22 protein-coding genes are annotated in these 21,998 nt (G+C 74.3%); 14 read left to right on the top strand and 8 right to left on the bottom strand.

Features of this window, described 5'->3' with window-relative positions; genetic code table 11:
• Nucleotides 1-2 precede the first annotated feature (2 nt).
• Nucleotides 3-281, bottom strand: coding sequence for a hypothetical protein (locus SCK26_RS18125; protein WP_412080758.1), 279 nt, complete (start codon nucleotides 279-281; stop codon nucleotides 3-5).
• Nucleotides 282-686: 405 nt separating this feature from the next.
• On the opposite strand from SCK26_RS18125, the gene SCK26_RS18120 reads away from it, so the two are divergent.
• Entirely contained in the window at nucleotides 687-1,487 is an 801-nt protein-coding gene (locus SCK26_RS18120; protein WP_318202343.1) for a hypothetical protein, read from the top strand.
• 40 nt (nucleotides 1,488-1,527) lie between these two features.
• Here the strand turns inward: SCK26_RS18120 and SCK26_RS18115 are convergent, their stop codons facing one another.
• Nucleotides 1,528-2,871, bottom strand: a complete 1,344-nt coding sequence (locus SCK26_RS18115; protein WP_318202342.1) for a tetratricopeptide repeat protein — start codon at nucleotides 2,869-2,871, stop codon at nucleotides 1,528-1,530.
• 494 nt (nucleotides 2,872-3,365) lie between these two features.
• Here SCK26_RS18115 and SCK26_RS18110 point away from each other — a divergent pair, with 494 nt between their 5' ends.
• From SCK26_RS18110 to SCK26_RS18080, 7 genes are all read left to right on the top strand, one after another.
• Nucleotides 3,366-4,313 (top strand): MIP/aquaporin family protein, encoded by a 948-nt coding sequence (locus SCK26_RS18110; RefSeq protein ID WP_318202341.1) that lies wholly within the window; start codon nucleotides 3,366-3,368, stop codon nucleotides 4,311-4,313.
• Nucleotides 4,314-4,338: 25 nt separating this feature from the next.
• Nucleotides 4,339-4,593, top strand: a complete 255-nt coding sequence (locus SCK26_RS18105) for a hypothetical protein (RefSeq protein WP_318202340.1) — start codon at nucleotides 4,339-4,341, stop codon at nucleotides 4,591-4,593.
• 166 nt (nucleotides 4,594-4,759) lie between these two features.
• The gene (locus tag SCK26_RS18100) at nucleotides 4,760-5,215 is read left to right on the top strand and encodes a hypothetical protein (RefSeq protein ID WP_318202339.1); all 456 of its coding nucleotides are present in this window, start codon (nucleotides 4,760-4,762) and stop codon (nucleotides 5,213-5,215) included.
• A gap of 92 nt (nucleotides 5,216-5,307) precedes the next feature.
• The gene (locus tag SCK26_RS18095; protein ID WP_318202338.1) at nucleotides 5,308-10,452 is read left to right on the top strand and encodes a caspase family protein; all 5,145 of its coding nucleotides are present in this window, start codon (nucleotides 5,308-5,310) and stop codon (nucleotides 10,450-10,452) included.
• A gap of 4 nt (nucleotides 10,453-10,456) precedes the next feature.
• The gene (locus SCK26_RS18090) at nucleotides 10,457-10,774 is read left to right on the top strand and encodes a hypothetical protein (RefSeq protein ID WP_318202337.1); all 318 of its coding nucleotides are present in this window, start codon (nucleotides 10,457-10,459) and stop codon (nucleotides 10,772-10,774) included.
• The gene (locus SCK26_RS18085; protein WP_318202336.1) at nucleotides 10,771-11,418 is read left to right on the top strand and encodes a hypothetical protein; all 648 of its coding nucleotides are present in this window, start codon (nucleotides 10,771-10,773) and stop codon (nucleotides 11,416-11,418) included. The genes SCK26_RS18090 and SCK26_RS18085 overlap by 4 nt, the downstream gene beginning before the upstream one ends.
• 59 nt (nucleotides 11,419-11,477) lie before the next feature.
• The gene (locus tag SCK26_RS18080) at nucleotides 11,478-11,663 is read left to right on the top strand and encodes a hypothetical protein (RefSeq protein WP_318202335.1); all 186 of its coding nucleotides are present in this window, start codon (nucleotides 11,478-11,480) and stop codon (nucleotides 11,661-11,663) included.
• Between the two features lie 4 nt (nucleotides 11,664-11,667).
• Here the strand turns inward: SCK26_RS18080 and SCK26_RS18075 are convergent, their stop codons facing one another.
• From SCK26_RS18075 to SCK26_RS18065, 3 genes are all read right to left on the bottom strand, one after another.
• Nucleotides 11,668-12,018, bottom strand: coding sequence for a cytochrome C oxidase subunit I (locus SCK26_RS18075; RefSeq protein WP_318202334.1), 351 nt, complete (start codon nucleotides 12,016-12,018; stop codon nucleotides 11,668-11,670).
• Nucleotides 12,015-13,736: a cytochrome c oxidase subunit I gene (ctaD, locus tag SCK26_RS18070; protein WP_318202333.1), complete on the bottom strand. Its 1,722-nt coding sequence runs from the start codon at nucleotides 13,734-13,736 to the stop codon at nucleotides 12,015-12,017. Before ctaD ends, SCK26_RS18075 begins: the two co-directional genes overlap by 4 nt.
• Nucleotides 13,737-13,952: 216 nt before the next feature.
• Nucleotides 13,953-14,882, bottom strand: a complete 930-nt coding sequence (locus SCK26_RS18065; protein ID WP_318202332.1) for a LysR family transcriptional regulator — start codon at nucleotides 14,880-14,882, stop codon at nucleotides 13,953-13,955.
• Nucleotides 14,883-15,031: 149 nt separating this feature from the next.
• Between SCK26_RS18065 and SCK26_RS18060 the strand changes: the two genes are divergently transcribed.
• Entirely contained in the window at nucleotides 15,032-16,483 is a 1,452-nt protein-coding gene (locus SCK26_RS18060; protein ID WP_318202331.1) for an MFS transporter, read from the top strand.
• Nucleotides 16,484-16,550: 67 nt separating this feature from the next.
• Here the strand turns inward: SCK26_RS18060 and SCK26_RS18055 are convergent, their stop codons facing one another.
• Nucleotides 16,551-17,561, bottom strand: coding sequence for an RNA polymerase sigma factor RpoD/SigA (locus tag SCK26_RS18055; RefSeq protein WP_318202330.1), 1,011 nt, complete (start codon nucleotides 17,559-17,561; stop codon nucleotides 16,551-16,553).
• Nucleotides 17,562-17,762: 201 nt separating this feature from the next.
• Between SCK26_RS18055 and SCK26_RS18050 the strand changes: the two genes are divergently transcribed.
• The 5 genes from SCK26_RS18050 (at nucleotide 17,763) to SCK26_RS18030 (ending at nucleotide 21,070) form a co-directional block, all read left to right on the top strand.
• Entirely contained in the window at nucleotides 17,763-18,701 is a 939-nt protein-coding gene (locus tag SCK26_RS18050; protein WP_318202329.1) for an aldo/keto reductase, read from the top strand.
• A 22-nt stretch (nucleotides 18,702-18,723) separates the two neighbouring features.
• Nucleotides 18,724-19,071: a MerR family transcriptional regulator gene (locus SCK26_RS18045; protein WP_318202328.1), complete on the top strand. Its 348-nt coding sequence runs from the start codon at nucleotides 18,724-18,726 to the stop codon at nucleotides 19,069-19,071.
• Nucleotides 19,072-19,139: 68 nt separating this feature from the next.
• A complete protein-coding gene (locus SCK26_RS18040; protein ID WP_318202327.1) occupies nucleotides 19,140-19,877 on the top strand; it encodes a helix-turn-helix transcriptional regulator in 738 nt (245 codons plus the stop codon).
• 137 nt (nucleotides 19,878-20,014) lie between these two features.
• On the top strand, nucleotides 20,015-20,557 hold the full coding sequence (locus SCK26_RS18035; protein ID WP_318202326.1) for a DUF2231 domain-containing protein: 543 nt from the start codon (nucleotides 20,015-20,017) through the stop codon (nucleotides 20,555-20,557).
• 81 nt (nucleotides 20,558-20,638) lie between these two features.
• Complete coding sequence (locus tag SCK26_RS18030) at nucleotides 20,639-21,070, top strand: hypothetical protein (protein ID WP_318202325.1); 432 nt, start codon at nucleotides 20,639-20,641, stop codon at nucleotides 21,068-21,070.
• Nucleotides 21,071-21,083: 13 nt separating this feature from the next.
• On the opposite strand, the gene SCK26_RS18025 is transcribed toward SCK26_RS18030, so the two are convergent.
• Nucleotides 21,084-21,497: a DUF5994 family protein gene (locus SCK26_RS18025; protein WP_318202324.1), complete on the bottom strand. Its 414-nt coding sequence runs from the start codon at nucleotides 21,495-21,497 to the stop codon at nucleotides 21,084-21,086.
• A 120-nt stretch (nucleotides 21,498-21,617) separates the two neighbouring features.
• Nucleotides 21,618-21,917 (bottom strand): SCO5918 family protein, encoded by a 300-nt coding sequence (locus tag SCK26_RS18020; RefSeq protein WP_318202323.1) that lies wholly within the window; start codon nucleotides 21,915-21,917, stop codon nucleotides 21,618-21,620.
• Nucleotides 21,918-21,998 lie beyond the last annotated feature (81 nt).

Raw genomic sequence — 21,998 nt, 5'->3', positions numbered from 1 at the left:
CCTTAGGACAGGGCAGCGGAGCCGGCCGGTTCGTCCCGGAGCGAGATGGAGCGGGCCGCCACCCGAGCGGCGCTCCGGCGCGGCAGCTCCGGCACCACCGGCAGCGCACCCGGCCGCGGCCCGTCCCGCAGCCGTACGGCGCCCGGTCCGGCGCCGGTCTCCCGGGCGCCGGTCACCGCCTGGTACGGCACCGGCCGCGCGGTCCGGACCCCGGCCCCGGGAGTGCCCTCGGCGGGGCCGGCCGGTTCGGCGCGCCGACCGGCTGCGGCCGCCTCCCGCACCACCGCCTCCGCCCGCTCCGGCCGCTCCCCGGCAGCACGATCAGCCTGCCGGGCCGGGAACGCGCCGCCGTGGATCTCTACGGCGGTCCGGCGCCCGTCGGCACAGCGGTGCCGGACAGGCCGAGTTCGCGGCGAGGCGGCTCGGACGCCGGTTCAGGTGTCGGCGCGCCGGGACGGTCCGCGGTGTCGTCGTGCTCGACGGGCCCTGCGGGGCGCGCCGCGTGGAGGGGACGGAAACCGCGCCGTACGGCCCTTTTACGGCCCGTTCCACGGGATTTCCGCCGGCGCCCGCTCCCGCCGGGTCGGCCCGCTCACCCGTACGGCCCCGAGCGCTGGTGCCCGGACCGGCCCGGTGGTGCCGTGAGACCAGGGTCCCGCCGGCCGCACACAGCACAGGAGGCACCGATGTCCCCCGCGATATCCCCGCGCGTCCCCCGCCTCCCCCGTGCCGTCCTGCGCCCCCTCCTCGCCACCGGCCTGCTGCTCGGCGGCGGCTGCGCGGCCCTCGGGCTGCACCACCCGGCGAGCGCGCCGCACCCGCTGCCCACGGTGGACCGGCAGGCGGTGACGTCCGTGGCGCCCCGGCGGGCCGACGGTTCCACGCTCAGCGACGAGCAGGCCGAGGCCGCGCTGATCAACCAGACCGACCTCGGCGCCCCCTGGACCGCCACGCGCGGCGCGGCCACCTGGCGGGACGGGCTGCTGAAGGGCCGCACGGCGGCCGGTGAGTGCCAGCGGCTGCTGGACGCTCTCTACAGCGACGAACTCCTCGGCGCGCCGGCGCGCGTCGCCGTCGGCCTGGACGACGCCGACACCGAGGCGCAGCTGCGGTTCCAGATCGGTGCGCGCCGTCCGGCGGACGTCGACGCCACGCTGGAGTGGCTGGGGGAGATGCCGGTGCGCTGCGCCCGGTTCACGGCCACCACGGAGCTGGGGCTGGTGGAGGACGTGCAGGTGACGGCCGCCGCGCTGCCGGAGGTCGGGGACGCCCGCCAGGGCCTGCGCGTCACCTGCGCGACGACCCGGCCCGACGGGCAGCGGTTTTTGCTGACGATGGACGTGGCCGCCGTCCGGGTCGGCGAGGACGCCTTCGCGCTCACCAACGGCGGCCTCGGCGACGTGCCGAACGAGGCGACCCAGGCGGCCGTCCAGATCGGCGCCCTGCGGCTCGCGGACATCCGCAGGCAGGGCAGGGCGCAGGTGTGAACGGGCGGGGTGCGGTGGGTGCCGGTGCGCGGGCGTGGGGTCACAGCGGGGGCTGGGCCGGGGCCGGGCCCAGGGTGGTGGTGCCGGGGGCGGTGCGGTGGCCGAGGCCGGTGCGGTAGGCGTCCAGGGCGGCCTCGGTCCGGCCCGTGCGGCGCAGCAGGTCGCCCAGCAGCCGGCACAGGTCGGCGAGATCGCCGGCGGCGCCCGCGCGTTCCAGCAGGCTGAGGGCGCGGACGTAGTGCTCCTCGGCGGTCTCGGTGTCCCGGGCGTCCTCGGCGATGATGCCGAGAAGGCGGTGCGCGGCGGCGGCGTGCACGGCGCCGCGCTCGGAGGAGAAGTCCCCGAGGACGTCCCGGAGCAGCTCGGCGGCCTCCTCGGACCGGCCCCGGCGGTGCAGCACGTCGGCGAGTTCGACGGCGGCCTGGCTGCGGTACAGGGCGGCCCGGGACCGCGCGAGCATGCCGTACGCCTTGCGCAACTCCTCCTCCGCGCGGTCCAGTTCGCCGTTCTGCGCGTAGACGTAGCCGCGCATCCAGTGGCAGTTGGCCAGCTCGGTGCGCAGCCGCAGCTGGCGGTACAGCTCGGCCGCCTTGGCCAGGGAGGCGTCGGCCTCGGCGAGCTTGCCCTCGGCGAGCAGGGTGCGGGCGACCGAGCGGTGCATCCGGGCGATCAGCGCGGGATCGCCGGCCCGCGGGGCGAGCGCGAGGGCGAACTCGGCGGCCTGGGCGGCGCGGGCGTGGGCGCCCATGTCCATGTACGGGCCGATGACGCTGGCGTAGAGCAGCAGCAGCGCGTCGGGGTCGTGCAGTCCGCCGCGGTTCAGCTCGTCGAGGGTGGACTCCAAGAGGTAGACGGCGTAGCGGAGTTCGCCGGCGAGGTAATGGGCGACGGCACGGCCGCGCAGCGCGGGGACCCGTACCGGCAGGGCCTGGTCGGCCAGGTGTTCCTCGGCCCGCTCGAAGCAGTCCCGGGCCTTGCTCAGCTCGCCCGTCTCCAGCGCGCATTCGCCGAGTCCGAGCAGCGCGGCGGCCTGTTCGCGGACGAGTCCGTGGGCCTCCGCCTCCGCGCGCACCGCGCCGTACCGGGCGGCGGCCTCCTCGGCCCGGCCGTCGGCGAGGACGCGCTGGGCCTCGGTGAGCCGCAGCCGCAGGCCGGTGGCGAGGTGGGCGGGACGGCCGACGGTCAGTTCCTCGAAGGCGACCCCGAGCCGGTCCGCGATGTGCCGGAGCGCCTCGTCGGAGGCCCGGACCCGGCCCGCCTCCACGGTGGAGATGTAGGCGGGCGTGTACGCGGGCTCGGCCAGCTGCCGCTGGGTCAGCCCCCGCTGCGCGCGCAGCCGCTGCACCCGCCGCCCGATGACCTCCGGATCGTCTCGCTCGCGCATGCTGTCCTGCCCCCCAACTCCCCGGGCCGCCCTTGCCGTTGGGCCGCGACAGCACCTAGGTTAAACGGCGGATTAAGCATGCTTGACACTCCGCTGTCGTGTTGCGAGGTCGCCGTGTCCGGACGTACATCCGCACCTTACGCACCCCACACCCGCACTCCCGTCCGGCCGGTTGGACGGGTCTCCGCCGCCCGGGGCGTCGCCGCGGCCGTGATCGCCGCGTCCGGCCTCCTCCTGGCGGCCAACGCGGGCCCGGCCGGAGCGGCCGACAGTCCACCGGCACCGGCATCGGCCGCCCGGCCGACGGGCGGCTGAGACCGCGACGTCTCTCTTCGCGGGCCGCACTCGCGGGCCACTCACGCTCGCGAGTCGTCCACGCGAGTCGTCCTCGTGGGCCACCCTTGCGGGTGGCCGGGAGCGTTCGTCCTGCGGCGAGTGACGTTGTGCGTCAATATGGTGACATTGGCCGCATTGCTCTCGTCAAAGGGGGCCTCATGGCTGTGGACATCCCTCCGCTCGTCAAGCCGTCCCGTCTCAGAAGCCGGGGCGGTCTGCTGGGCGAGTGCATGGCGGAGTTCCTCGGGACTTTCGTCCTCATCTCCTTCGGCTGCGGCGTGGTCGCGATGGCGGTCGCGGCGCTGCCGGGCTCCGGGCGGGCCGCCACGCCGACCACGATCTTCCTGGCGGCCGGCGACTGGCTGCTCATCGCCTGGGGCTGGGCCTTCGCCGTCATGTTCGGCGTCTACGTAGCCGGCGGGATCAGCGGCGCCCACCTCAACCCGGCGGTCACCCTGGCCATGGCCCTGCGCCGGGGCTTCTCCTGGGCCAAGGTGCTGCCGTACTGGTTCGCCCAGGTCGTCGGCGCCCTCACCGGCGCGGCGCTGGTCTACCTCGTCTACCACGCCGCGATCAACGCCTTCGACAGCACCGTGACCGGGCCGAAGGTGAACGGGCACACGAACACCACGTTCTCCATCTTCGCCACCTTCCCGGCCCCTTACTTCCACGGCGGCGTCTGGGGCCCGCTGATCGACCAGATCGTCGGCACGGCCTTCCTGCTGATGCTGATCGCCGCCGTCCTCGACCTGCGCAACCAGGCCGTGCAGGCCAACCTCGGCCCGCTGATCGTCGGCCTCGTCGTCGCGGCCATCGGCATGTCCTACGGCGCCAACGCGGGCTACGCCATCAACCCGGCCCGCGACTTCGGCCCCCGTCTGTTCACCTACGCGGCGGGCTGGGGCAGCCTGGCGTTCCCGGGCAGCGTGTCCGGCGCCTTCAGCGGCTACTGGTGGATCCCGATCGTCGGCCCGCTGATCGGTGGCGCGCTCGGCATCCTCGTGTACGACCTCTTCATCGGTGACGTGCTGCTCACCCGCACCCGGCTGGACCAGCTGCCCCCGCCGGGCCGGTCCACCCCGACGCGGACCACCCACGAGGAGTGAGTACCGGCCGGGCCGGGAGGAACCGGTGGGCCGGCTCCGGGCGCCGGCCGAGGGGACCGGCCGGGCCGAGGCGCACGGCGCGCTCGACGCGGAGACCGCCGCCGACGTACGGCACGGGCTGAGCCGGGCCGCGCAGGCCGCGCGGCACCCCGACGCCACGGCGGACACGGTGGGCCGCCGGCCCGGCCGGGGCCGGGCGCTCCTCGACGGCATCGGCCCCGCCGCCTCGCTCGCCACGGCGCTGGGCTCGCTCATCGCCGCGCTGCCCGGACCGTTCTGAGAAGCGGTCACGCGTCCGAGTCCGCTCAGCGCGATCAGAGCATCCGCACCCGGACGAACAACTACTACCCGGCACCGCCGTTCCCGCCCGTCCCACCGGGACCGCCGCCGGGCCGTCCCGCCGCAACCGCCGCAGGTGGACGATCGCCGCGGCGGCCGTCGCCGTCGTGGCCGCAGCCTGCGCCGTCGCGTATGTGCAGGCCGGAAACGGCGACTCCTCGCGTACGCCCTCGGGCGAAGCGCGCGGCGGCACGCCGAGGCAGCCGCCCGCGCGCACCGCGCCCGTCGTGAACGCCACGCCGAGCCGGTCCACGCCCTCGCCCACCCCGCTGTGGGGCTGTCCGGAACCCGCCGGCAGACGCGCGCCGGGCATCCTCGCTCCCGGGCAGGCGGCGACCGCGGGCTCCTGCCGGGAGGCCGCGGGCACGGCACCGCTGTCGTCGACCCGGATGGAGGACGCGGCCAGGGCCGGGACCAACGGAGTGGTGGAGGGAGCGACCCTGAGCACCGTCACGGACCAGGGCAGGAGCGTCGCCTCGAAGGCCACGGCCATCGACCGGCCGGGCACGGCCCACGCCCCCGTGCCGGGCATGGACGTCACGGTATGGGGTGCCAAGGGCTGACGGGCCCCCGAGCGGCGCGCGTACTTCTGCGATAATCGCCATCCATGCGTGACAAGGTGTCAACTCGCCGCTGAGCGGGGGAAGTAGGCGCGATGACCGCCGGGCGACGGCGGGCCCTGCTGATCGCGGTGCCCGGCTACCCACAGCTGGAACGGGTGGAGGAGCTGAAGGACCACTTCCCGGCCCTGCCCTTCACCGTGCAGGACGTCGCGACCCTGCGCGCCACCCTGCTGCGCAGCGGCTACCCGCCCGAGCACGTCACCGTGCTCGACGACGAGGACACGACCGGCGAGGGCGGCGTCCGCGACGAACTGGGCCGGTTCCTGAACTCTTTGGAGGACGGCGACACCGGCCTCGTCTACTTCTCCGGCCACGGCGTCCGGTTCGGCGAGACCGACTACCTCGTGCCCAGCGACATCCGCGCGGGCTGGGGCCGTGCCGGAGAGCGCACTCTCGGCCCGCACGGCCTCATCGAGATCGCCCCCGACGACCTGCTCGCCCCCTTGCGCTCCAGCGCCACGGTGCTGCTCTGCCTCGACGCCTGCCGCAGCAGCGGAGACGTCCCGCCGCCCGCCTTCGACGCGATCACGATCGGCCGGCACTGGGACAACGTCGCCCTGCTGAGCGCCTGCGCCCCCGGCGAGGAGGCCCTCGGCCACACCGACACCGGCAGCCTCCTGGCCACGGCCCTGAGCGAGACCCTGGCCCCGGAGTCCCCCGCCCGCACCTTCGGCCAGGTGATCGCACGGGTCGAGCGGCGCGCGGAGGAGATCGCGGCCAACTACACCCACCGCAGGCCGCCCACGGTCGACGCCCGGTGGCTGGGCCGTGACCGGACGGGCGGCGCCCACGCCGACGTACCGCTGTGCGAGGCCGTGGAGTCCGCCGGGCCCTGGACGGACGCCGTCCTCAGCTCCGGCCTGTGGGAGCGCACCGACGGCACCACGGCGGCCCGGCGCGGCCGGGCCAAGGAGCACCTGTCGCAGGTGGTGCAGAAGACCATCGCCATCCGCGCGCGGCGGGAGCCCGAGGCCGACCCGTGGGACGACCCGCTCGTCCCGCGACGGCTGATCGAACGGCTCGACCAGCTCGTCGAGGCCGCGGGCGCCCGGCTCAGCCTGGTCGAGACCGTGGTGCTGCTCGGCGCGCCCTTCCTGCGCGAGGCCGCGCTCTCCTGCGGCCTGGCCGCGCTGCGCACCCTGTACGGCGACGGCCCGGACGACCCCGCCCCCGCGCACGACCTGCCCGAGGACGGCTTCCTGGCCCACCTCGACCGGGACATGGGCGACGTACGGCGCGCCCACCGGCAGACCGAGGCCACCCGCCGCACCCTGCTGCGCCGCGGGCACAAGGCCGACGCCCGCAGCGCCGAGTACTGGCTGCGGCACCGCTTCCTCGCCGACTGGGACCTGCTGTGGGAACAGCGCCAGGACGCCGAGCTGGACAGCCTGCGCGCCGCGACCGACCTGCTGGTGCGGGCCGCGGAGAGCGCCGCCGGCCTCACCCTGAGCGCCGACGAGCGCGGTGTGCTGCGGCGCGCCGTCGTCCACGTCGTCTCCCAGCTCGGCACCGGCGCCCCGGCCGACACCGTCGCCCCCGACGGCACGCCCTGGGACACCGACCTGTGCGCCTACCTGTGCGGAGAGGCGGACCGGTGGAGCTGGCGCCCGCGCGAACTGGCCACGCTGCTGCCCCTCGCCGGACTCCTCGCGATCGACCCGCGCCGCCTCGACGGCGTCCTCGTCGACCACCTCGGCCCGCGCGAACCCACCCAGGTCCGGCCCGAGGGCGTCAAGGCCGAGATCGCCGCGAACGACGGCTTCCAGCCCGCCACCGGCCCCTGGCCGCCGGGGAGCGGAACGCCCCGTCCCGCGCCGGGCACCGTCTGGCGGCTGGTGTTCAAATGCGGCAGCGCGGCCCTGTACACGGCGCTGGACCGGCTCGCCACGCGCATCGCCGCCGTCTCGGACTCCATCCGCCGCACCCAGGGCACCCTGCGCCACGGCGACCTCCTCCACGGCCTGCCCCAGCTGGTCAAGACCGAGGGCCTGCTGCCGCGCCAGCGCGGCTTCGACAAGCCCCCGCCCCGGTTCCGGCTCGCCGAGGACGAGGTCAAGCCGCTCATCATGGGCACCCAGCTCTACGGCGACCGGATGCTGGCGGTGCGCGAGCTGTACCAGAACGCCCTGGACGCCTGCCGGGTGCGCCAGGCCCGCCGCCGGTACACCGAGCACGACCCGCGGGCCGTCGGCCGCACGGAGCGCGAGCAGCTCGCCGGATGCCACATCGTCTTCACCCAGGGCACCGACCCGGACACCGGCCGGACCTACATCCAGTGCGAGGACAACGGCGTCGGCATGACGGCCGAGGAGCTGCGGGACCTCTTCGCCCAGGCCGGCCGCCGCTCCGAGCAGTCCGCGGCCCGGATGCGGGAGATACGCCGCTGGCGCCGCCGGGGCATCACCACGGAACTCAACAGCCGCTTCGGCATCGGCGTCTTCAGCTACTTCATGCTGGCCGAGGAGGTCGAGGTGACCACCCGGCCGGTCGACATGACCGGCGGCCTCCCGCTCGACGGCCACCGGGCCAGCGTCACCGCCGGTTCGGGCCTGATGCACCTGAGCCGGGAACAGGGCGCACTGCTGGGCGGCGGCACCCGGGTCCGGCTGTACCTGCACGACGACCCCGAGGAGACGGACGAGGGACGCCCGTCCCTGATCGCGGCGCTGCGCGAGTTCCTGTGGGTGAGCCCGGTGCGGGTGACCGCCACGGAGTACGGCGGCGATCCGGCGCAGTGGCGGCCGGGGGAGCTGTACGGCGACTCGTCCGTGCCGGGGGCGCGCATCGCCGCCACCGAGGGGGTCTGGTGGGTGCGGGGCAAGGGCATGCTGCTGGCGGACGGGCTGCTGGTCTCCAGAACCGAGCGCCCGGAGGGATACGTCGTCAACCTGCGGGGCAGGCACCGGCCGGAGCTGAGCGTCGACCGCAACCGCTTCCTCGGGTACGACGAGCGCCGCGTGGAGGAGGATCTGAAGGAGGCCGTGCCCGAGCTGGTCCGCTCGGCATGGCAGCCGTTCCCGCTGGACTGGCTGTGGGACCTCGCCAACTCCTGGCCCCGGCTCGCCCAGGACGTCCTCGCCGGGCTGATGGCGAAGGACGTGCGGGTGGCGGTGCCGCAACGGCGCATCGACAGGGCGGGGGGACGGTCGGTCGTCGCGTTGCGTGACGTCGGCTGCCTGCCCTCCGACGCCGACATCGTCGAGGAGGAGTTCGAGATCACCACCCTCGACGCGTACTTCTTCGAGGCCTGGCGCTGCAGTGTGCTGGGCGCCGACCGGCAGGTGGAGCCGTTCCCCACGCCGCCCGGTCTGCCACGGCCCGAGCCCCTCGACGCGGCACTGTTCGGCGATGTGCCGGGCGGGTCCTTCGGGGAACCGCTGCACGCCGCGGCGAACACCGGGTGTTCGCTGCGGGAGGCGACGCGGCGCCTGCGCCGGTACGCCGTCGTGGGCGTGCGCGTCCCGGAGGCGGCGGACATCCGGGCCCTGGCCGGCCTGGTGCCGAGTCGCCTGGCGGCCACGTTGTACCAACAGTTCGAGCAGGCGTCCGGACCGGGGCCGGGGGAGACGGGCCCGGCCGGGCGGCACGCGGTGCAGCAGGCGCTGGTGCGGGTCTCCGCCCGGGAGAAGGTGAGCCTGGGGGCCCTGTTGGAGCTGTTCGTACAGCTGGCGCGGCTCGACCCCTCGCTTCCCGCGCCACCGGACCTCGGCGAGTTCGCAACCCATCGCGTGGACGCGAGGGAGGCACGGGTCCTGCTGGGAGACCGGCCGGGCGTGCCCTTCGAGACCTCGCCGTTCTCCACGCTCGTGCGGCCGGTGGACGTCGCCTGGAGGGCTCACACCACGGGGATCCCGCCGGCCGAGATCGAGGCGGTCGTACGCCGTTTCGCTCCCCTCGGCTACCGGCTCGCCGGACCGGAACTGCCGTATCTCCTGGACGAGCCGCAGCTCGCCGCGCTCAGCCGTGACGTGGACGCGCAGCCGCCCTTCCTGCCGCCCGACCCGATCGGCCTGCGGCACCTCGTCCGGCTGGCCGCCCGGCGCGAGGAGACGGTCGGGGCCACGGCGTCCTGGCTGACCGAATGGGCGGGTCCGCTGGGCGTCGAGGTGGCGGATCCCGGCCCGCTCGCCTCGTTCCCGCCGCCCGCCTGGTGCGGGCCCCTCCCGGCGCAGCGGCCCGGTGCCGGGGACGCGGTGATGACGGTCTGGGAGCTGTTGCGGGTCTTCGAGAGGCTGGGGAACACCGTCGTACCGCCGGGAGACCTCCCCGCGGTCCAAGCGCTGGCGGACGCGGGTCTGGTCGAGCGCCGGGCGGTCGACACGGTCCGCGCGTGGTACGCCGGGCCGGGCTCCGCACGACCGCTGCTCCGGCAGGGGCAGCCGCAGTTGCTGAACATGGTCCGCAATCGGTGGAGGTTCCCCACCCTGGCGGGAAGCATCGGGCGGCACGACCGGTTGTCGCCCGCTTCCCTCGTGGGGCTGGCCGCCGCCTACCAGGAGAGCGTCGGCACCATCGCGGAACTACTGCGGAGCCAGGCACCCGGTTACGGCTTCGAGGTGCCCGAGGTACCCGAGGCCGTCGCCGGACTGAAACCGAACGGCTCCGTGCGCGACGTGCTGTGCGACGGCGGGAGATGGGGATCGTTCGTCTCGCTGAGGGACCTGACCGTCATCGCCGACAGCCACGGCCTCGACCTCGCCACGGCCGCCGCCGAACTGAACGCCTACGCCCCGCTGGGCGCCCCCACCGTCCCGGTACCGCCGGGCTTCGTGCGCCCGGCGTACCCCGGGGAACGCGACACCGCCGCCGAACACGCCCTCCTCCAGTCCTGCCTGGAGGGCTCCTGGACGCTGCCTCCGCTCGGCCTGGTCGTCGCGGCCGCGCGGCTCGGCTGCGGGCTGCGGGAGACGTACCGGCGGCTCGGGCCGTTCACCGGCGTCGGGCTGGAGCTGCCGTATCCCGAACCGGACCGCGACCGCGTCCCCGACTGGCGGGACGTGGTCCTGCTCACCGTCCGGCTCACCGGCAGGGAACCGGTGCTGTCCGGAGAGATCCGCCTGGACCACCTGGACCTGGCGGCCGAGGAGACGGACCTGACGGTGGACGAGGTCCGCGCCCGGCTCGCCGACTACGCACCCCTGTTCGGCTTCCGTCCGCCGCCGCACGAGAGGACCTGACCGCATGTCGCACGACCCCAAGCCCTTCGAGTCCCGGCACCTGCCGGACCAGAGCGGATTCGTCTGGGAGATATCCGGCGGCCGGCTCGTCATCACCGGCACCTGCCCGGCCTGCGGCGGCGCGACCAGCCATCCGGTGCCGGACATCAGGCCCGGTTCGGTGGCCAAGGGACTGCCCCTCGGCAGGTCCGGGCGGGACGAGACGCCGGACGAGGTGTACATGCGCTGCCGGTGCCGGCTGCCTCATCCCGGCGACCAGCAGGAGACCGGCGGCTGCGGGGCCAAGTGGGTGGCGGTCCGCCGGCGGGGCACCGGCTCATGACACCGGCGCGCCGGTACGAGCCCGAGGAACTGGAGCGCGCCCAGCAGCGGCTGGACGCCATGGCGCAGGCCCAGCTGGAGATCGCGCGGGCGCAGGCGGAGGGCTGGCGGAACTTCCTCGGCGCCGCGACCGGGCTGCTGGCCGCGGTGCTGGTCCTCAAGGGCCGGGAGAACGTCGCCGAACTCCCCGGCGGCTACCGGCCGGCGGTCGTCGTCCTGGTGGCGGCGGGACTGGTGCTGCTGCTCGGCGCCGCCTTCCTCGCCGTGTCCGCCGCGCACGGCCGGCCCGGTGACGTGCTGCGCTACGCCCATGCCGCGGGGCTCCTGGACTGGGAGGCGCGGGAGCTGGACCGGATCGTGTCGCGGATCGGCGCCGCGCGCTGGGCGGCGGTGCTCGGCGTGCTGGCCACCGCCGCCGGCATCCTGCTCACCTGGGTGGCCCCGGGACCGGACGACCCGGCGCCGACGGTACGGGTGCACACGCGGGGGCAGTCCCTGTGCGGTGAACTCCTGGCCGTCGACGGCTCCGGCGTCACGATCAAGGTCGCGCCGAAGGGCGGCAAGGGGGGCGGCGACGCGGCCTCGATCCGCCATCTCACCTGGGAGCGCGACGCGGTGAGCGTGGCCCCGGCCGCCGCCTGCTGACCCGGTCCGGCCAGCTACGTGCCGCTGCCCGTGATCACCACCCGGGCGCCGGCCTCGGTGTGTTCGTACAGCCAGCGGGCGTCGCCGGGGCGCAGACCGATCGGCGGGTCGTCGCCGGTGATGTCATCCGGGTCACCGGCTCCAAGGACACGGTCGAGGCCGGTAACGGCTACGGCGACTGGAACCTCACCTGGTCCGAGTGGCTCGCCCACGGCGCCGGCCGGCCGGGCGGCGCGGCCCGGTGAGGTCTCACAGCGAGAGCAGCAGCGCGGCCAGCGCCGTGCAGCCGGCGCACACCGCGAGCACCACGGCGAGACAGCGCCGCCGCAGCTCCTGGTAGCGGTGCTCGTACTCGGCCCGCAGCGATACGCACCGGGCCGCGACGCGTTCCAGGTCGGCCCGGGCCCGGCGCAGGCAGTCGGCGGCGTAGTGCCGCTCGACCTCCTCGCGCTGGGCCGTCGTCAGCCACTCCAGGGGGCCGGTGAACTCGCGGGCGCGCTGTTCCGCCTCGGCGATCCTGGCCTGCCACAGCAGATAGCCCTCGGCCTCGTTGCCGAGGTCGCCGCCCGTGCCGGCGCCCCGCTTGCGCAGGCCGCTCATCCGCGGGGCCGGTCGCTGGTGGCGATCTCGTAGCCCTCCTGCTCCCGCGCCGCGATGTCCGGGTGGTGCAGGTCGAAGGCGGGGGACTCGCTGCGGATCCGGGGCAGGGTGACGAAGTTGTGCCGGGGCGGCGGGCAGGAGGTCGCCCACTCCAGCGAACGGCCGTAGCCCCAGGGGTCGTCGATGCCGACCGGGCGGCCGTACCTGGCGGTCTTCCAGACGTTGTACAGGAACGGCAGCATGGACAGGCCGAGCAGGAAGGAGCTGATGGAGGACACCGTGTTCAGCGCGGTGAAGCCGTCGGACGACAGATAGTCGGCGTAGCGGCGCGGCATGCCTTCGGCGCCCAGCCAGTGCTGGACCAGGAAGGTGCCGTGGAAGCCGACGAACAGCGTCCAGAAGGTGATCTTGCCGAGGCGTTCGTCGAGCATCTTGCCGGTGAACTTGGGCCACCAGAAGTGGAATCCGGCGAACATCGCGAAGACGACCGTGCCGAAGACCACGTAGTGGAAGTGGGCCACCACGAAGTAGGTGTCGGAGACGTGGAAGTCCATCGGCGGCGAGGCGAGGATGACGCCGGTCAGTCCGCCGAAGAGGAACGTCACGAGGAAGCCGGCCGCCCACAGCATCGGTGTCTCGAAGGACAGCGAGCCCTTCCACATCGTGCCGATCCAGTTGAAGAACTTCACCCCGGTCGGTACGGCGATCAGGAAGGTCATGAAGGCGAAGAAGGGCAGCAGCGCGCCGCCGGTGACGTACATGTGGTGGGCCCACACGGTCACGGACAGCCCGGCGATGGCGATGGTGGCGGCCACCAGGCCCATGTATCCGAAGATCGGCTTGCGGGCGAACACCGGGATGATCTCGGTGACGATGCCGAAGAACGGCAGGGCGATGATGTACACCTCCGGATGGCCGAAGAACCAGAAGAGGTGCTGCCAGAGCAGCGGACCGCCGTTGGCCGGGTCGTACACGTGGGCGCCGAAGATGCGGTCCGCGGCCAGCGCGAACAGGGCGGCGGCCAGCACCGGGAAGGCGAGCAGGACCAGCACACCGGTCAGCAGCACGTTCCAGGTGAAGATCGGCATGCGGAACATGGTCATGCCGGGGGCGCGCATGCAGACGATCGTGGTGATGAAGTTGACGGCGCCGAGGATCGTGCCGAAACCGGAGAAGGCCAGGCCCAGGATCCACAGGTTGCCGCCGACGCCGGGGGTACGGGTGGCGTCCGACAGCGGGGTGTAGGCGAACCAGCCGAAGTCGGCCGCGCCGTTGTTGGTGAGGAAGCCGCCGACCGCGATGAGCGAGCCGAACAGGTAGAGCCAGTAGGCGAACATGTTCAGCCGCGGGAAGGCCACGTCGGGCGCGCCGATCTGGAGCGGCATGATCCAGTTGGTGAATCCGGCGAACAGCGGGGTGGCGAACATCAGCAGCATCACGGTGCCGTGCATCGTGAACATCTGGTTGAACTGCTCGTTGGAGATGATCTGCAGGCCCGGCCGGGCCAGCTCGGCGCGCATGAGCAGCGCCATCACACCGCCGATCAGGAAGAACGCGAACGACGTCGTCAGATAGAGCGTGCCGATCGTCTTGTGGTCGGTGGTCGTCAGCCACCTCACCACGACGTTGCCGGGCTGCTTGCGCCGGACCGGCAGCTCGTTCTCGTAGGAGTCCTCGGCTGCCGCGCCACCGCCCTGGGGTTCGTTCAGGATGCTCACAAGTCGTCCCACTCCCGATGCTCGCGTCCGCCCGTGCCACGACGGCGGTGTCACCGGCCATCCTCACCGCCCGGGCGCACCCCGGGGGCCCTGGGCGAGGCCACCGGGCGGCCGTACGGGTGAGGGATGCACCCGGACGCAGTAACCGGCGGCGCGTCACGGCGCGTGTCGCGGGCCGCCGCGGATTCGCGCCGGGTGTCGCGGTCCGCCGGGTGTCTACGCCGCGTGGACGCGGTGGGCGGACGGAGAGGGCGGCGGGGTGTGCCGGGCGGCCTCGTGGGCGAGGGCCGCGAAGAGCCGTACGGTGCCGTTGGTGTCGCCGGCCCGCCACATCACGCCGTAGCGCAGCGGCTCCTCGCCGACGACCGGTACGTACGAGACGCCGGGCCGGCCGTGGTAGACGGCGGTGTGGGCCGCGGTGAGCAGGGCGCCGCGGCCGCCGGCCACGAGCGTCAGCGCCTCCTGGAAGGAGGTCACGGACGGTCCCCGCCCGATCGGCCGGCCACCGGGCGTGCGGTCCGGCGTCCGGTGCCGCCGCCAGTGCTCCGGGACGTCTCCTTCGACGTCCAGCAGGGCGACCCCGGCCAGGTCCTCCGGCGTCACCGCGTCCCGTCCGGCCAGCGGATGTCCCGCCGCGACGGCGAGCACCCGGCCCTCGGTGAGCAGGACGGGCCCCTGGCGCAGATCGGTGTCCCGCGCCGGGAAGTCGGTCAGCTGGACGTCGAAGTCGCCGCGGCGCAGCAGGCCGTAGGGATCGCCGAACGGCACCTCGCACACCTCGACGGTCAGCCCCGGACGGGCGGCGCGCAGCCGTTCGGCCGTCTTCAGCGCGATCTCTCCGGCCAGCGGGGTGGAGAAGCCGACGTGCAGGACCGCCGTCGCCGCGCGGGCCGCGGCCACGGCGTGTGCCAGGGCGTCCTGGATGCCGCGGTAGTGGGGTTCCAGCTCCGCGCGCAGTCCGCTGCCCAGGTCGGTGAGGGCCACCCGCCGGCTGGTCCGGGTGAACAGGGGCGCGCCGACGCGTCGTTCGAGCCGCTGGACGAGCTGGCTCACCCGGGCCCGGGACAGCCGCAGCCGGTCGGCGGTGCGGCCGAAGTGCAGTTCCTCGGCGAGGACGAGGAAGCAGGCGAGTTCGTTGTGGTCCACGTACCTCTCCGGGGGCTGCGGACGGAAGCCGGGCATCGATCGGTAAGCCTGGCTGAACGAACGTCGCGATCATCGCTGTTGTTCCCGGACGGGCCCCGGCGAAGGCTGGACGCATCCACCAAACCCCTTTGCTCCGGGAGGAGTTCATCGTGGTCTCCACCTCGCGCGCCACGGACGGGCCGGGCGCACGCCGCCGGGGCGTGCTGCTCGTGCTGTGCGGCGCGATCTTCCTCGAAGGCGTCGACGTGGCCATGCTCAACGTGGCCCTGCCGTCGATCCGTTCCGACCTCGGGATGTCCACGGGCGAGCTGCAATGGGTCATGAGCGCCTACGTCCTCGGGTACGGCGGTTTCATGCTGCTCGGCGGCCGGGCGGCCGACCTGTTCGGGCGCCGGCGCATGTTCGTGCTGTGGCTCGCCGTGTTCCTGCTGTTCTCCGGGCTCGGCGGACTGGCCACGGACGGCTGGACGCTCGTCCTCGCCCGGTTCGTCACGGGCGTCGCCGCCGCCTTCATGACCCCGGCGGGACTGTCCGTCATCACGACGGGCTTCGCCGAGGGCCCCGAGCGCGACCGGGCCCTGCTCGTCTACTCGGGCACCGCCGCCGGCGGCTTCACCGTCGGGCTGGTCGCCGGCGGACTGCTGGCCGCCGTCCACTGGCGGTGGGTGTTCTTCGCGCCGGTCCTGCTCGCCGCCCTGATCCTGGCCGCGGCCGTCGTCTGCGTCCCCCGGGACGTTCGCCCCGACGGGCCCGTCCGGCGCGTGGACCTCGCCGGCGCGCTCACCGTGACCGCCGCCCTGGTGCTGATCGTGCTGGGCGTGGAGCGCGCCGCCCACGCCCCGGCCGCCGTCACCGCGGGCACGCTGCTGGCCGGGCTGGCGTTCCTCGCGGCCTTCGTCCTGATCGAGCGCCGGGTCCCCGAGCCCCTCGTACGCCTGGGCATCCTGCGCGACGGCACGCTGGTCCGGGCCAACCTCGCGGCGCTGCTGTTCTCCGGCGGCTTCTTCGGCTTCCAGTTCCTCGTCGTGCTCTATCTCCAGGAACTGCGCGGCTGGTCCACGCTCCAGACCAGCCTGGCGATGCTGGTCGTCGGCATCGACGCGGTGCTCTCGCCGACCCTCACCCCGCGCCTGGCCGGCCGCTTCGGCAACGCCCGGGTGATCACCGGCGGCCTGCTCCTCGCGGCGCTGGCCTACGGGCTGTTCCTGCCGGTGCGGGCCGACTGGACCTACGCGGCGATGTTCCCCGGCCTGCTCCTCCTCGGCCTGGCCTTCTCCCTGGCGTACGGGCCGCTGACGATCACCGCCACGGACGGCGTCGCGGAGGAGGAGCAGGGCCTGGCGGGCGGCCTGCTCTACACCGCCTTCCAGTTCGGCGCCGCACTCGGTCTCTCCGCCGTCACCGCCGTCGCCGCGGCCGCCACCCACGCCGGCACCACGGCCGGGCGGCTGGCCGGCTACCGCGCGGGCCTGCTGGTGCCGTTCGCGGCGGCCCTCCTCGCCGCCGCGGTCAGCGTCCTCGGCGGGCGCTCCCGCCGCGCCGCCGCGTCCCCGGCGACCACCGGGGAGCCGACGGCGAAAGCGGAGGCGTCCCGGGTGTGACGCGCGCGCACTCACCGGAGTGAGCCCGGGATACCGCACGAAGGGAGGCGCGAAGGGGCGGGCGCGGTCAGCCCGTCCAGTCCAGCAGGCGCTCGCCGGCCTCCGGGGCCCGCAGCCGGCCGAGCGACTCCTTCTCCAGCTGGCGCACGCGTTCCCGGGTCAGCCCGACCTCCCGGGCCACCTGTTGCAGGGTGCGCGGGTGCCCGTCGTGCAGGCCGTAGCGCAGGCTGAGGATCATGGCCTCGCGCGGCGCCAGCACGCCCAGCGCGTCCCTGAGTTCCTCGGCGAGCGCCCGGTACTCGGCGACCTGCGGCGCCTGGAGCACGTCGGTGGCCGGGATGAGGTCCCCGACCACGGTCTCCCCGGTGTCGTCCACGGGCGTGTCCAGGCTGAGGGTGTGCCGGCCGACCCGGCGCAGCCAGGCGACCCGGTCCTCGGCGAGGCCGCTCTCCCGCGCCACCTCGCCGTCCGTCGGCTCGTGCCCGACGCGCGGCCGCAGCTGCCGCTCGACCTTCGCCAGCTTGTGCAGCTGCTCCACGACGTGCATCGGCAGCCGGACGGTACGGGCGTGCTGCGCCAGTCCCCGTTCGATCGCCTGGCGGATCCACCAGGTGGCGTACGTGGAGAACTTGAAGCCCTTGGTGTGGTCGAACTTCTCCACGGCCCGGATCAGTCCGAGGTTGCCCTCCTGGATCAGGTCCAGCAGGGGCACTCCGCGGTGGGCGTGCCGTTTGGCGATCGACACCACGAGCCGCAGATTGGCCCGGATCATGTGGTCCTTGGCGTGCCGTCCGTCCCGTACGGCCGCCTCCAGCTCCCGGCGCCGGTGCGCGGCGAGGTCCGCTCCCGCGCCCTCCAGTTCGGCGACGGCGTGCTGACCGGACTCGACGAGCCGGCCCAGCCGTACCTCGTCCTCGGCGTCGAGCAGCGGGGTCGCGGCGATCTGGTTCAGATACCGGCCGAGCAGATCGGCCTCGTCACCGGCCTCCGGGACCCGGCTGCGCGGACGGGCGGACCGGGCGGCGGTACGGCGGCGCCGAGGCGGGTCCGCCGTGGTGGTGTGTGCCGGACCAGGCATCGTTTTCCGGCCTCCGACTCCTGTCGCTTGGGCTCTGTGTGCCAGAGCTCCGGACTTCCAGCGACCGCCGGGTACCCGGCCGCGGGCCCGGGATGCGCGCGTTCGGCCGGCCCCTGCCCGCCGGCTCCTCGGACCGGCTCCGGAACGCCGGCCACGACGGCTCTTGACCTGGAGCGCGCTCCAGATCCAAGAATCGGCGGCATGAACACGACCGACCCGCAGATCGTCCTCGGAACGATGGACTTCGGCACCCGCGTCGATCCCGACCGGGCCTTCGCGATCCTCGACGCCTTCGTCGCCGGCGGCGGTGTCTGGCTCGACACCGCGAACTGTTACTCCTTCTGGGCCGACCCCAGCGGCGTCGGCGGCGCCAGCGAGCGCGTGATCGGCGCGTGGCTGCGGGCCCGTCCGGGTGCGCGCGACGCGGTGCGGATCGCGACGAAGGTCCGGCAGAACCCGCTCGTACCGCACTCCTGGCCCAAGAGCGCCGAAGGGCTGTCCGCGCGCGCCGTCCACGCCGGTGTGGCCGAGAGCCTGGAGCGCCTGGGAGTCGATCACGTCGATCTGCTCTGGGCCCACGCCGAGGACCGCACGGTGCCGCTGGAGGAGACGGTCGGCGCCTTCGGGGAACTGGCCGCGAAGGGAGTGGCCCTGCGGATCGGGGCGGCCAACCACGCCGCCTGGCGCGTCGAGCGGGCCCGGTCGCTCGCGCGGGAGCAGCGCGTGGAACCGTGGACGGCCCTGCAACTGCGCCACTCGCTCGTCCGGCCGCGCCCGTCCACCGCCGTCGCGGAGGCCGGTCACCGGATGCTCGCCGACGAGGACCTGGACCTCGCGCGGTCGGAGGGGCTCGCCGTGTGGTCGTACAGTTCGCTGCTGTGGGGCTCCTACGAGCGCGCGGACAAGCCGCTCCCGCACACCTACGATCACCCCGGGACCGCCCGGGTGCTCGCGGTCCTGGACGACATCGCCGCCGAGCTGGCGGCCAGGAGGAACCAGGTCGTGCTCGCCTGGCTGATGCGGCAGGGGATCGATCCCATCGTCGGCGCGAGCCGGGTGGAGCACGTCGAGCAGGCGCTCGCCGCACGTCGTGTGCGGCTGGACGACGAGCACCTGGCGCGCTTCGCCGAAGCGCGGTAGCGGCCCCCACCGAAGGAGCGCCATGACCACCCTGACCCCGGCGGCGGCCGCCGACCGCACCGGTGTCTCCATCGACACCCTGCGCTACTACGAACGCGAAGGGCTGATCGGCCCGATCCGGCGCTCCGCCGGCGGGCGCAGGGAGTACACCGAGGACGACGTCTTCTGGATCGGCCTGGTCACGTGCTTCCGCGAGGCCGGTCTCGGCATCGCGGACCTGCGCGGGTTCGTCGCCGTCCTGCGCGCCGAGCACGCCCCGCAGGAGCGCGTCGCCTTCCTCCGCGAACGCCGTGCCGCCCTGGAGGAGCGGGCGGAGGCGCTGCGCCGGGCCATGCGGGTGCTCGACGAGAAGATCGCCTACTACAGCTGAGCGCCGGAAGCCGCGCGGCCGGCCGCTGCGGTCTTTTCGCCCATGTTCATGGTCGATACACTGCCCGCGTGGGACTCGACCAAGCCTCGCTGACGGCCCTGGCGGCCCTCGGTGACGCCACCCGGCGCCGGATGTTCGACTTCATACGGCGGGCGCGACGGCCGGTGACGCGCGAGGAGACGGCCGAGACCCTGGGAATCTCCCGCAAGCTCGCGGCCTTCCACCTCGACAAGCTGGTGGACGCGGGCCTGCTCCGGACCCGCTACGAAGCGCCCGCCGGCATCCGCAAGGTCGGCCGCCGCCCCAAGGTGTACGAGCCGGTGGACGAGGCGATCGCCGTCAGCGTCCCCGAGCGCCGCTACGAGATGCTGGCCGACGTCCTCACCGAAGCGGTGCTGACCGAGGCCGCCGGGGAGTCGGCGCGCGAGGCGGCGCTGCGCGTGGCACACGGGCGCGGACGGTTTCTGGGCGAGGCCGACCGCGAGCGGGTCCGTCCCGGCCGGCTCGGCGCCGAGCGCGGGCTGAGCCTGGCCGCCGAGGCGCTGGAGGGCCTCGGCTACGAGCCCGAGCGCGCCGCGCCCGCCCTGCTGCGGCTGCGCAACTGTCCCTTCCATCCGCTGGCCGCCAAGGCCCCGGACCTGATCTGCGCCGTCAACCAGTCCTTCCTCACCGGCTACCTGCGGGGCCTGGGCAGCGACCGGACCACCGCGGTGCTGGCCCCGCGTCCCGGCGCGTGCTGCGTCGAACTGCGCGGCGCCCGGCCGCCGGGCGGCTCCCCGCGGACGGACGCCGCCTGCGAGCGCTGAGCCCGCGGCCCGCCTCACTGTCGCTCCGCTGTACGAGCCTCACCCCGGAGGGTGAGGCTCGTCTTGACCCTGCCCTCGAATAACGCCAACAATCGTTGGTGAAATAGCCGACGGGCAGCGCACGGGCGAGGTGCCGTATGACGACGAACAGCGATCCCGGCCTGCTGCGCCAGGCGAAACAGCCCGTCAGCGGCGCGTTGGCGGGACCTTACGGACATCCGTTCCATCCGATCCTGGTCACGGTTCCGATCGGGGCCTGGGTGGCGAGCCTGGTCTTCGACATCGCGTCGCGGATCGTGCACCGGCCCGCCTTCCTCACCCACGGCTCGGCCTGGCTGATCGCGATCGGCGTGCTGGGCGCGCTGGCGGCGGCCGGCGTCGGGTTCCTCGACCTGTGCGCGGTGCCCACCGGCACGCCGGCCTTCCGCACGGGCCTGCTGCACATGGGGCTGAACCTGGCCGTGACCGCCGGGTACGCGGCCGGCTTCGCCTGGCGGCACGGCGGCGGATATCCGCAGGGGCACGGCGTGGGATACGGGCAGCTGGCGCTCTCCGCCGTCACGCTCGTCGTCCTCGGCGTGTCCGGCCACCTCGGCGGCAAGCTCGCCTACCGCTACGGCGTGCGGGTCGCGGAGGAGTCCGTGCAGGCGGACGGATACCGCGTCCGGCGTCCCACCTGACCGCCGCCCTTCCGGCACCGACGGGCTTCCTCCCGCCCGGCGGGCCCCGGGGCCTTCCTCTCACCACCACTGGAGCACGTCATGGACATCGCCGCTCTCGTCGCCTGGGTGGTCACCGCCCTCGGCGGATTCGTCCTCCTGGCCCGCTGGATCTCCCGCGGCGGCCTGCGGCAGCAGCAGACCAGGCGGACCCGCTTCCCCACGGCCCTGGTCTTCGGCCACTTCCTGCTCGCGGCGGCCGGACTGGTCGTCTGGATCGTGTACTTGGTCGCCGACCGCACCGTTCTCGCCTGGGTGTCCTTCGGCGTTCTCGTCGCCGTGGCGCTGCTGGGCTTCGCGCTGTTCGCCCGGTGGATTCCCGCGGTCCGGGCGCCCGTCACCGACCCGTCGGGGGACGGCACCGCGCCCGCGGAACGGCATCTGCCCGTGCCCGTGGTCGTGGCCCACGGGCTGCTGGGCGCCGCGACGCTGGTGCTCGTGCTGCTGGCGGCCCTGGGAGCGGGCGGCCGGTGAAGGGCGGCGCTCCTCAGCGCTCCCAGGTGGCGTCGGCGAGCGCCAGCATGTGCGGGGCGCTCAGGGCGTTCCCCGGGTCGGCGGCGGTGGTCAGCAGCCAGCGCGCCGCGTCGGCCACCTCGGCGGGCGGGACGACCAGCAGCTCCCGCTGCTCCCCGGTGCCGTAGCCGAGGCTGATGGTGTGGGCCTCGGTGTCGACGGCCGACAGGGACACCAGGATGACCCGGCCGGGCGCCGGCACGTGGGGCGGGGCGTCCGGCCAGGCGGCGGTGTCCACGGTGACGTGGGTGACCGCGCCGAGGCCGGCGGCCAGCGCGCCGACCAGGGCCGGCAGCTCCAGTTCCAGCGCGTCGCAGCGGGGCCACCAGGCCCCGTCCAGCGGGCCGTGGCCGCCGTCCGGGGTCAGGGTGAGGCGGGGGAGGGGCATCCGGTAGGTGTGCGCTCCGGCCGGAAAGACGTGCCCGGCAGGGCTTCCGTTCCTGTCCATGCGTGCGATCCCGTCCCGGACGGACTCCGCCGCCCGTTTCTGTCGTGGCGCCGGCGCGGACTAGGCCAGCGGGTTGTCCGCCCAGGGAAGCGACGCGGACGCGTGCTGCTCCGCCGGGGGCGCGACCGCGGCCTCGTGGCAGGTGAAGCCGAGCCGGGTCAGCGCCCGGCTCACCTCGGCCCCGGTGAAGTCACGGCGGTCCTGGCCGGTGATGATCTGCCCGATCTGCTTGACCGGGTAGACGCGGCCCTCGACGGTCGCGCAGATACCGACGGCGGGCTCCGGAGGGACGCCCTCCATCGACCGCTCGACCTCGGACTTGGTCAGGTCGAAGGGGAAACGGGCGATGACACAGCGCATGGTGCCTCCAGCTGAGCGGTCGGGATGCGAATGAGGACGCCGAGGGCGGGGAGCCGCTCGACGGCCACGGGGATGGGTACG

Source organism: Streptomyces sp. SCL15-4 (assembly GCF_033366695.1).
Taxonomy (GTDB): Bacteria; Actinomycetota; Actinomycetes; order Streptomycetales; family Streptomycetaceae; genus Streptomyces.
Note: the sequence above shows the minus strand (reverse complement) of the source record. Positions and strands in the feature narration are given on the sequence as shown.

Coding starts and splice junctions, on each gene's coding strand:
- SCK26_RS18120 (WP_318202343.1), top strand. CDS start 687: ATGTCCCCCGCGATATCCCCGCGCGTCCCCCGCCTCCCCCGTGCCGTC.
- SCK26_RS18115 (WP_318202342.1), bottom strand. CDS start 2,871: ATGCGCGAGCGAGACGATCCGGAGGTCATCGGGCGGCGGGTGCAGCGG.
- SCK26_RS18110 (WP_318202341.1), top strand. CDS start 3,366: ATGGCTGTGGACATCCCTCCGCTCGTCAAGCCGTCCCGTCTCAGAAGC.
- SCK26_RS18095 (WP_318202338.1), top strand. CDS start 5,308: ATGACCGCCGGGCGACGGCGGGCCCTGCTGATCGCGGTGCCCGGCTAC.
- SCK26_RS18090 (WP_318202337.1), top strand. CDS start 10,457: ATGTCGCACGACCCCAAGCCCTTCGAGTCCCGGCACCTGCCGGACCAG.
- SCK26_RS18085 (WP_318202336.1), top strand. CDS start 10,771: ATGACACCGGCGCGCCGGTACGAGCCCGAGGAACTGGAGCGCGCCCAG.
- SCK26_RS18075 (WP_318202334.1), bottom strand. CDS start 12,018: ATGAGCGGCCTGCGCAAGCGGGGCGCCGGCACGGGCGGCGACCTCGGC.
- SCK26_RS18055 (WP_318202330.1), bottom strand. CDS start 17,561: ATGCCTGGTCCGGCACACACCACCACGGCGGACCCGCCTCGGCGCCGC.
- SCK26_RS18050 (WP_318202329.1), top strand. CDS start 17,763: ATGAACACGACCGACCCGCAGATCGTCCTCGGAACGATGGACTTCGGC.
- SCK26_RS18045 (WP_318202328.1), top strand. CDS start 18,724: ATGACCACCCTGACCCCGGCGGCGGCCGCCGACCGCACCGGTGTCTCC.
- SCK26_RS18035 (WP_318202326.1), top strand. CDS start 20,015: ATGACGACGAACAGCGATCCCGGCCTGCTGCGCCAGGCGAAACAGCCC.
- SCK26_RS18030 (WP_318202325.1), top strand. CDS start 20,639: ATGGACATCGCCGCTCTCGTCGCCTGGGTGGTCACCGCCCTCGGCGGA.
- SCK26_RS18025 (WP_318202324.1), bottom strand. CDS start 21,497: ATGCCCCTCCCCCGCCTCACCCTGACCCCGGACGGCGGCCACGGCCCG.
- SCK26_RS18020 (WP_318202323.1), bottom strand. CDS start 21,917: ATGCGCTGTGTCATCGCCCGTTTCCCCTTCGACCTGACCAAGTCCGAG.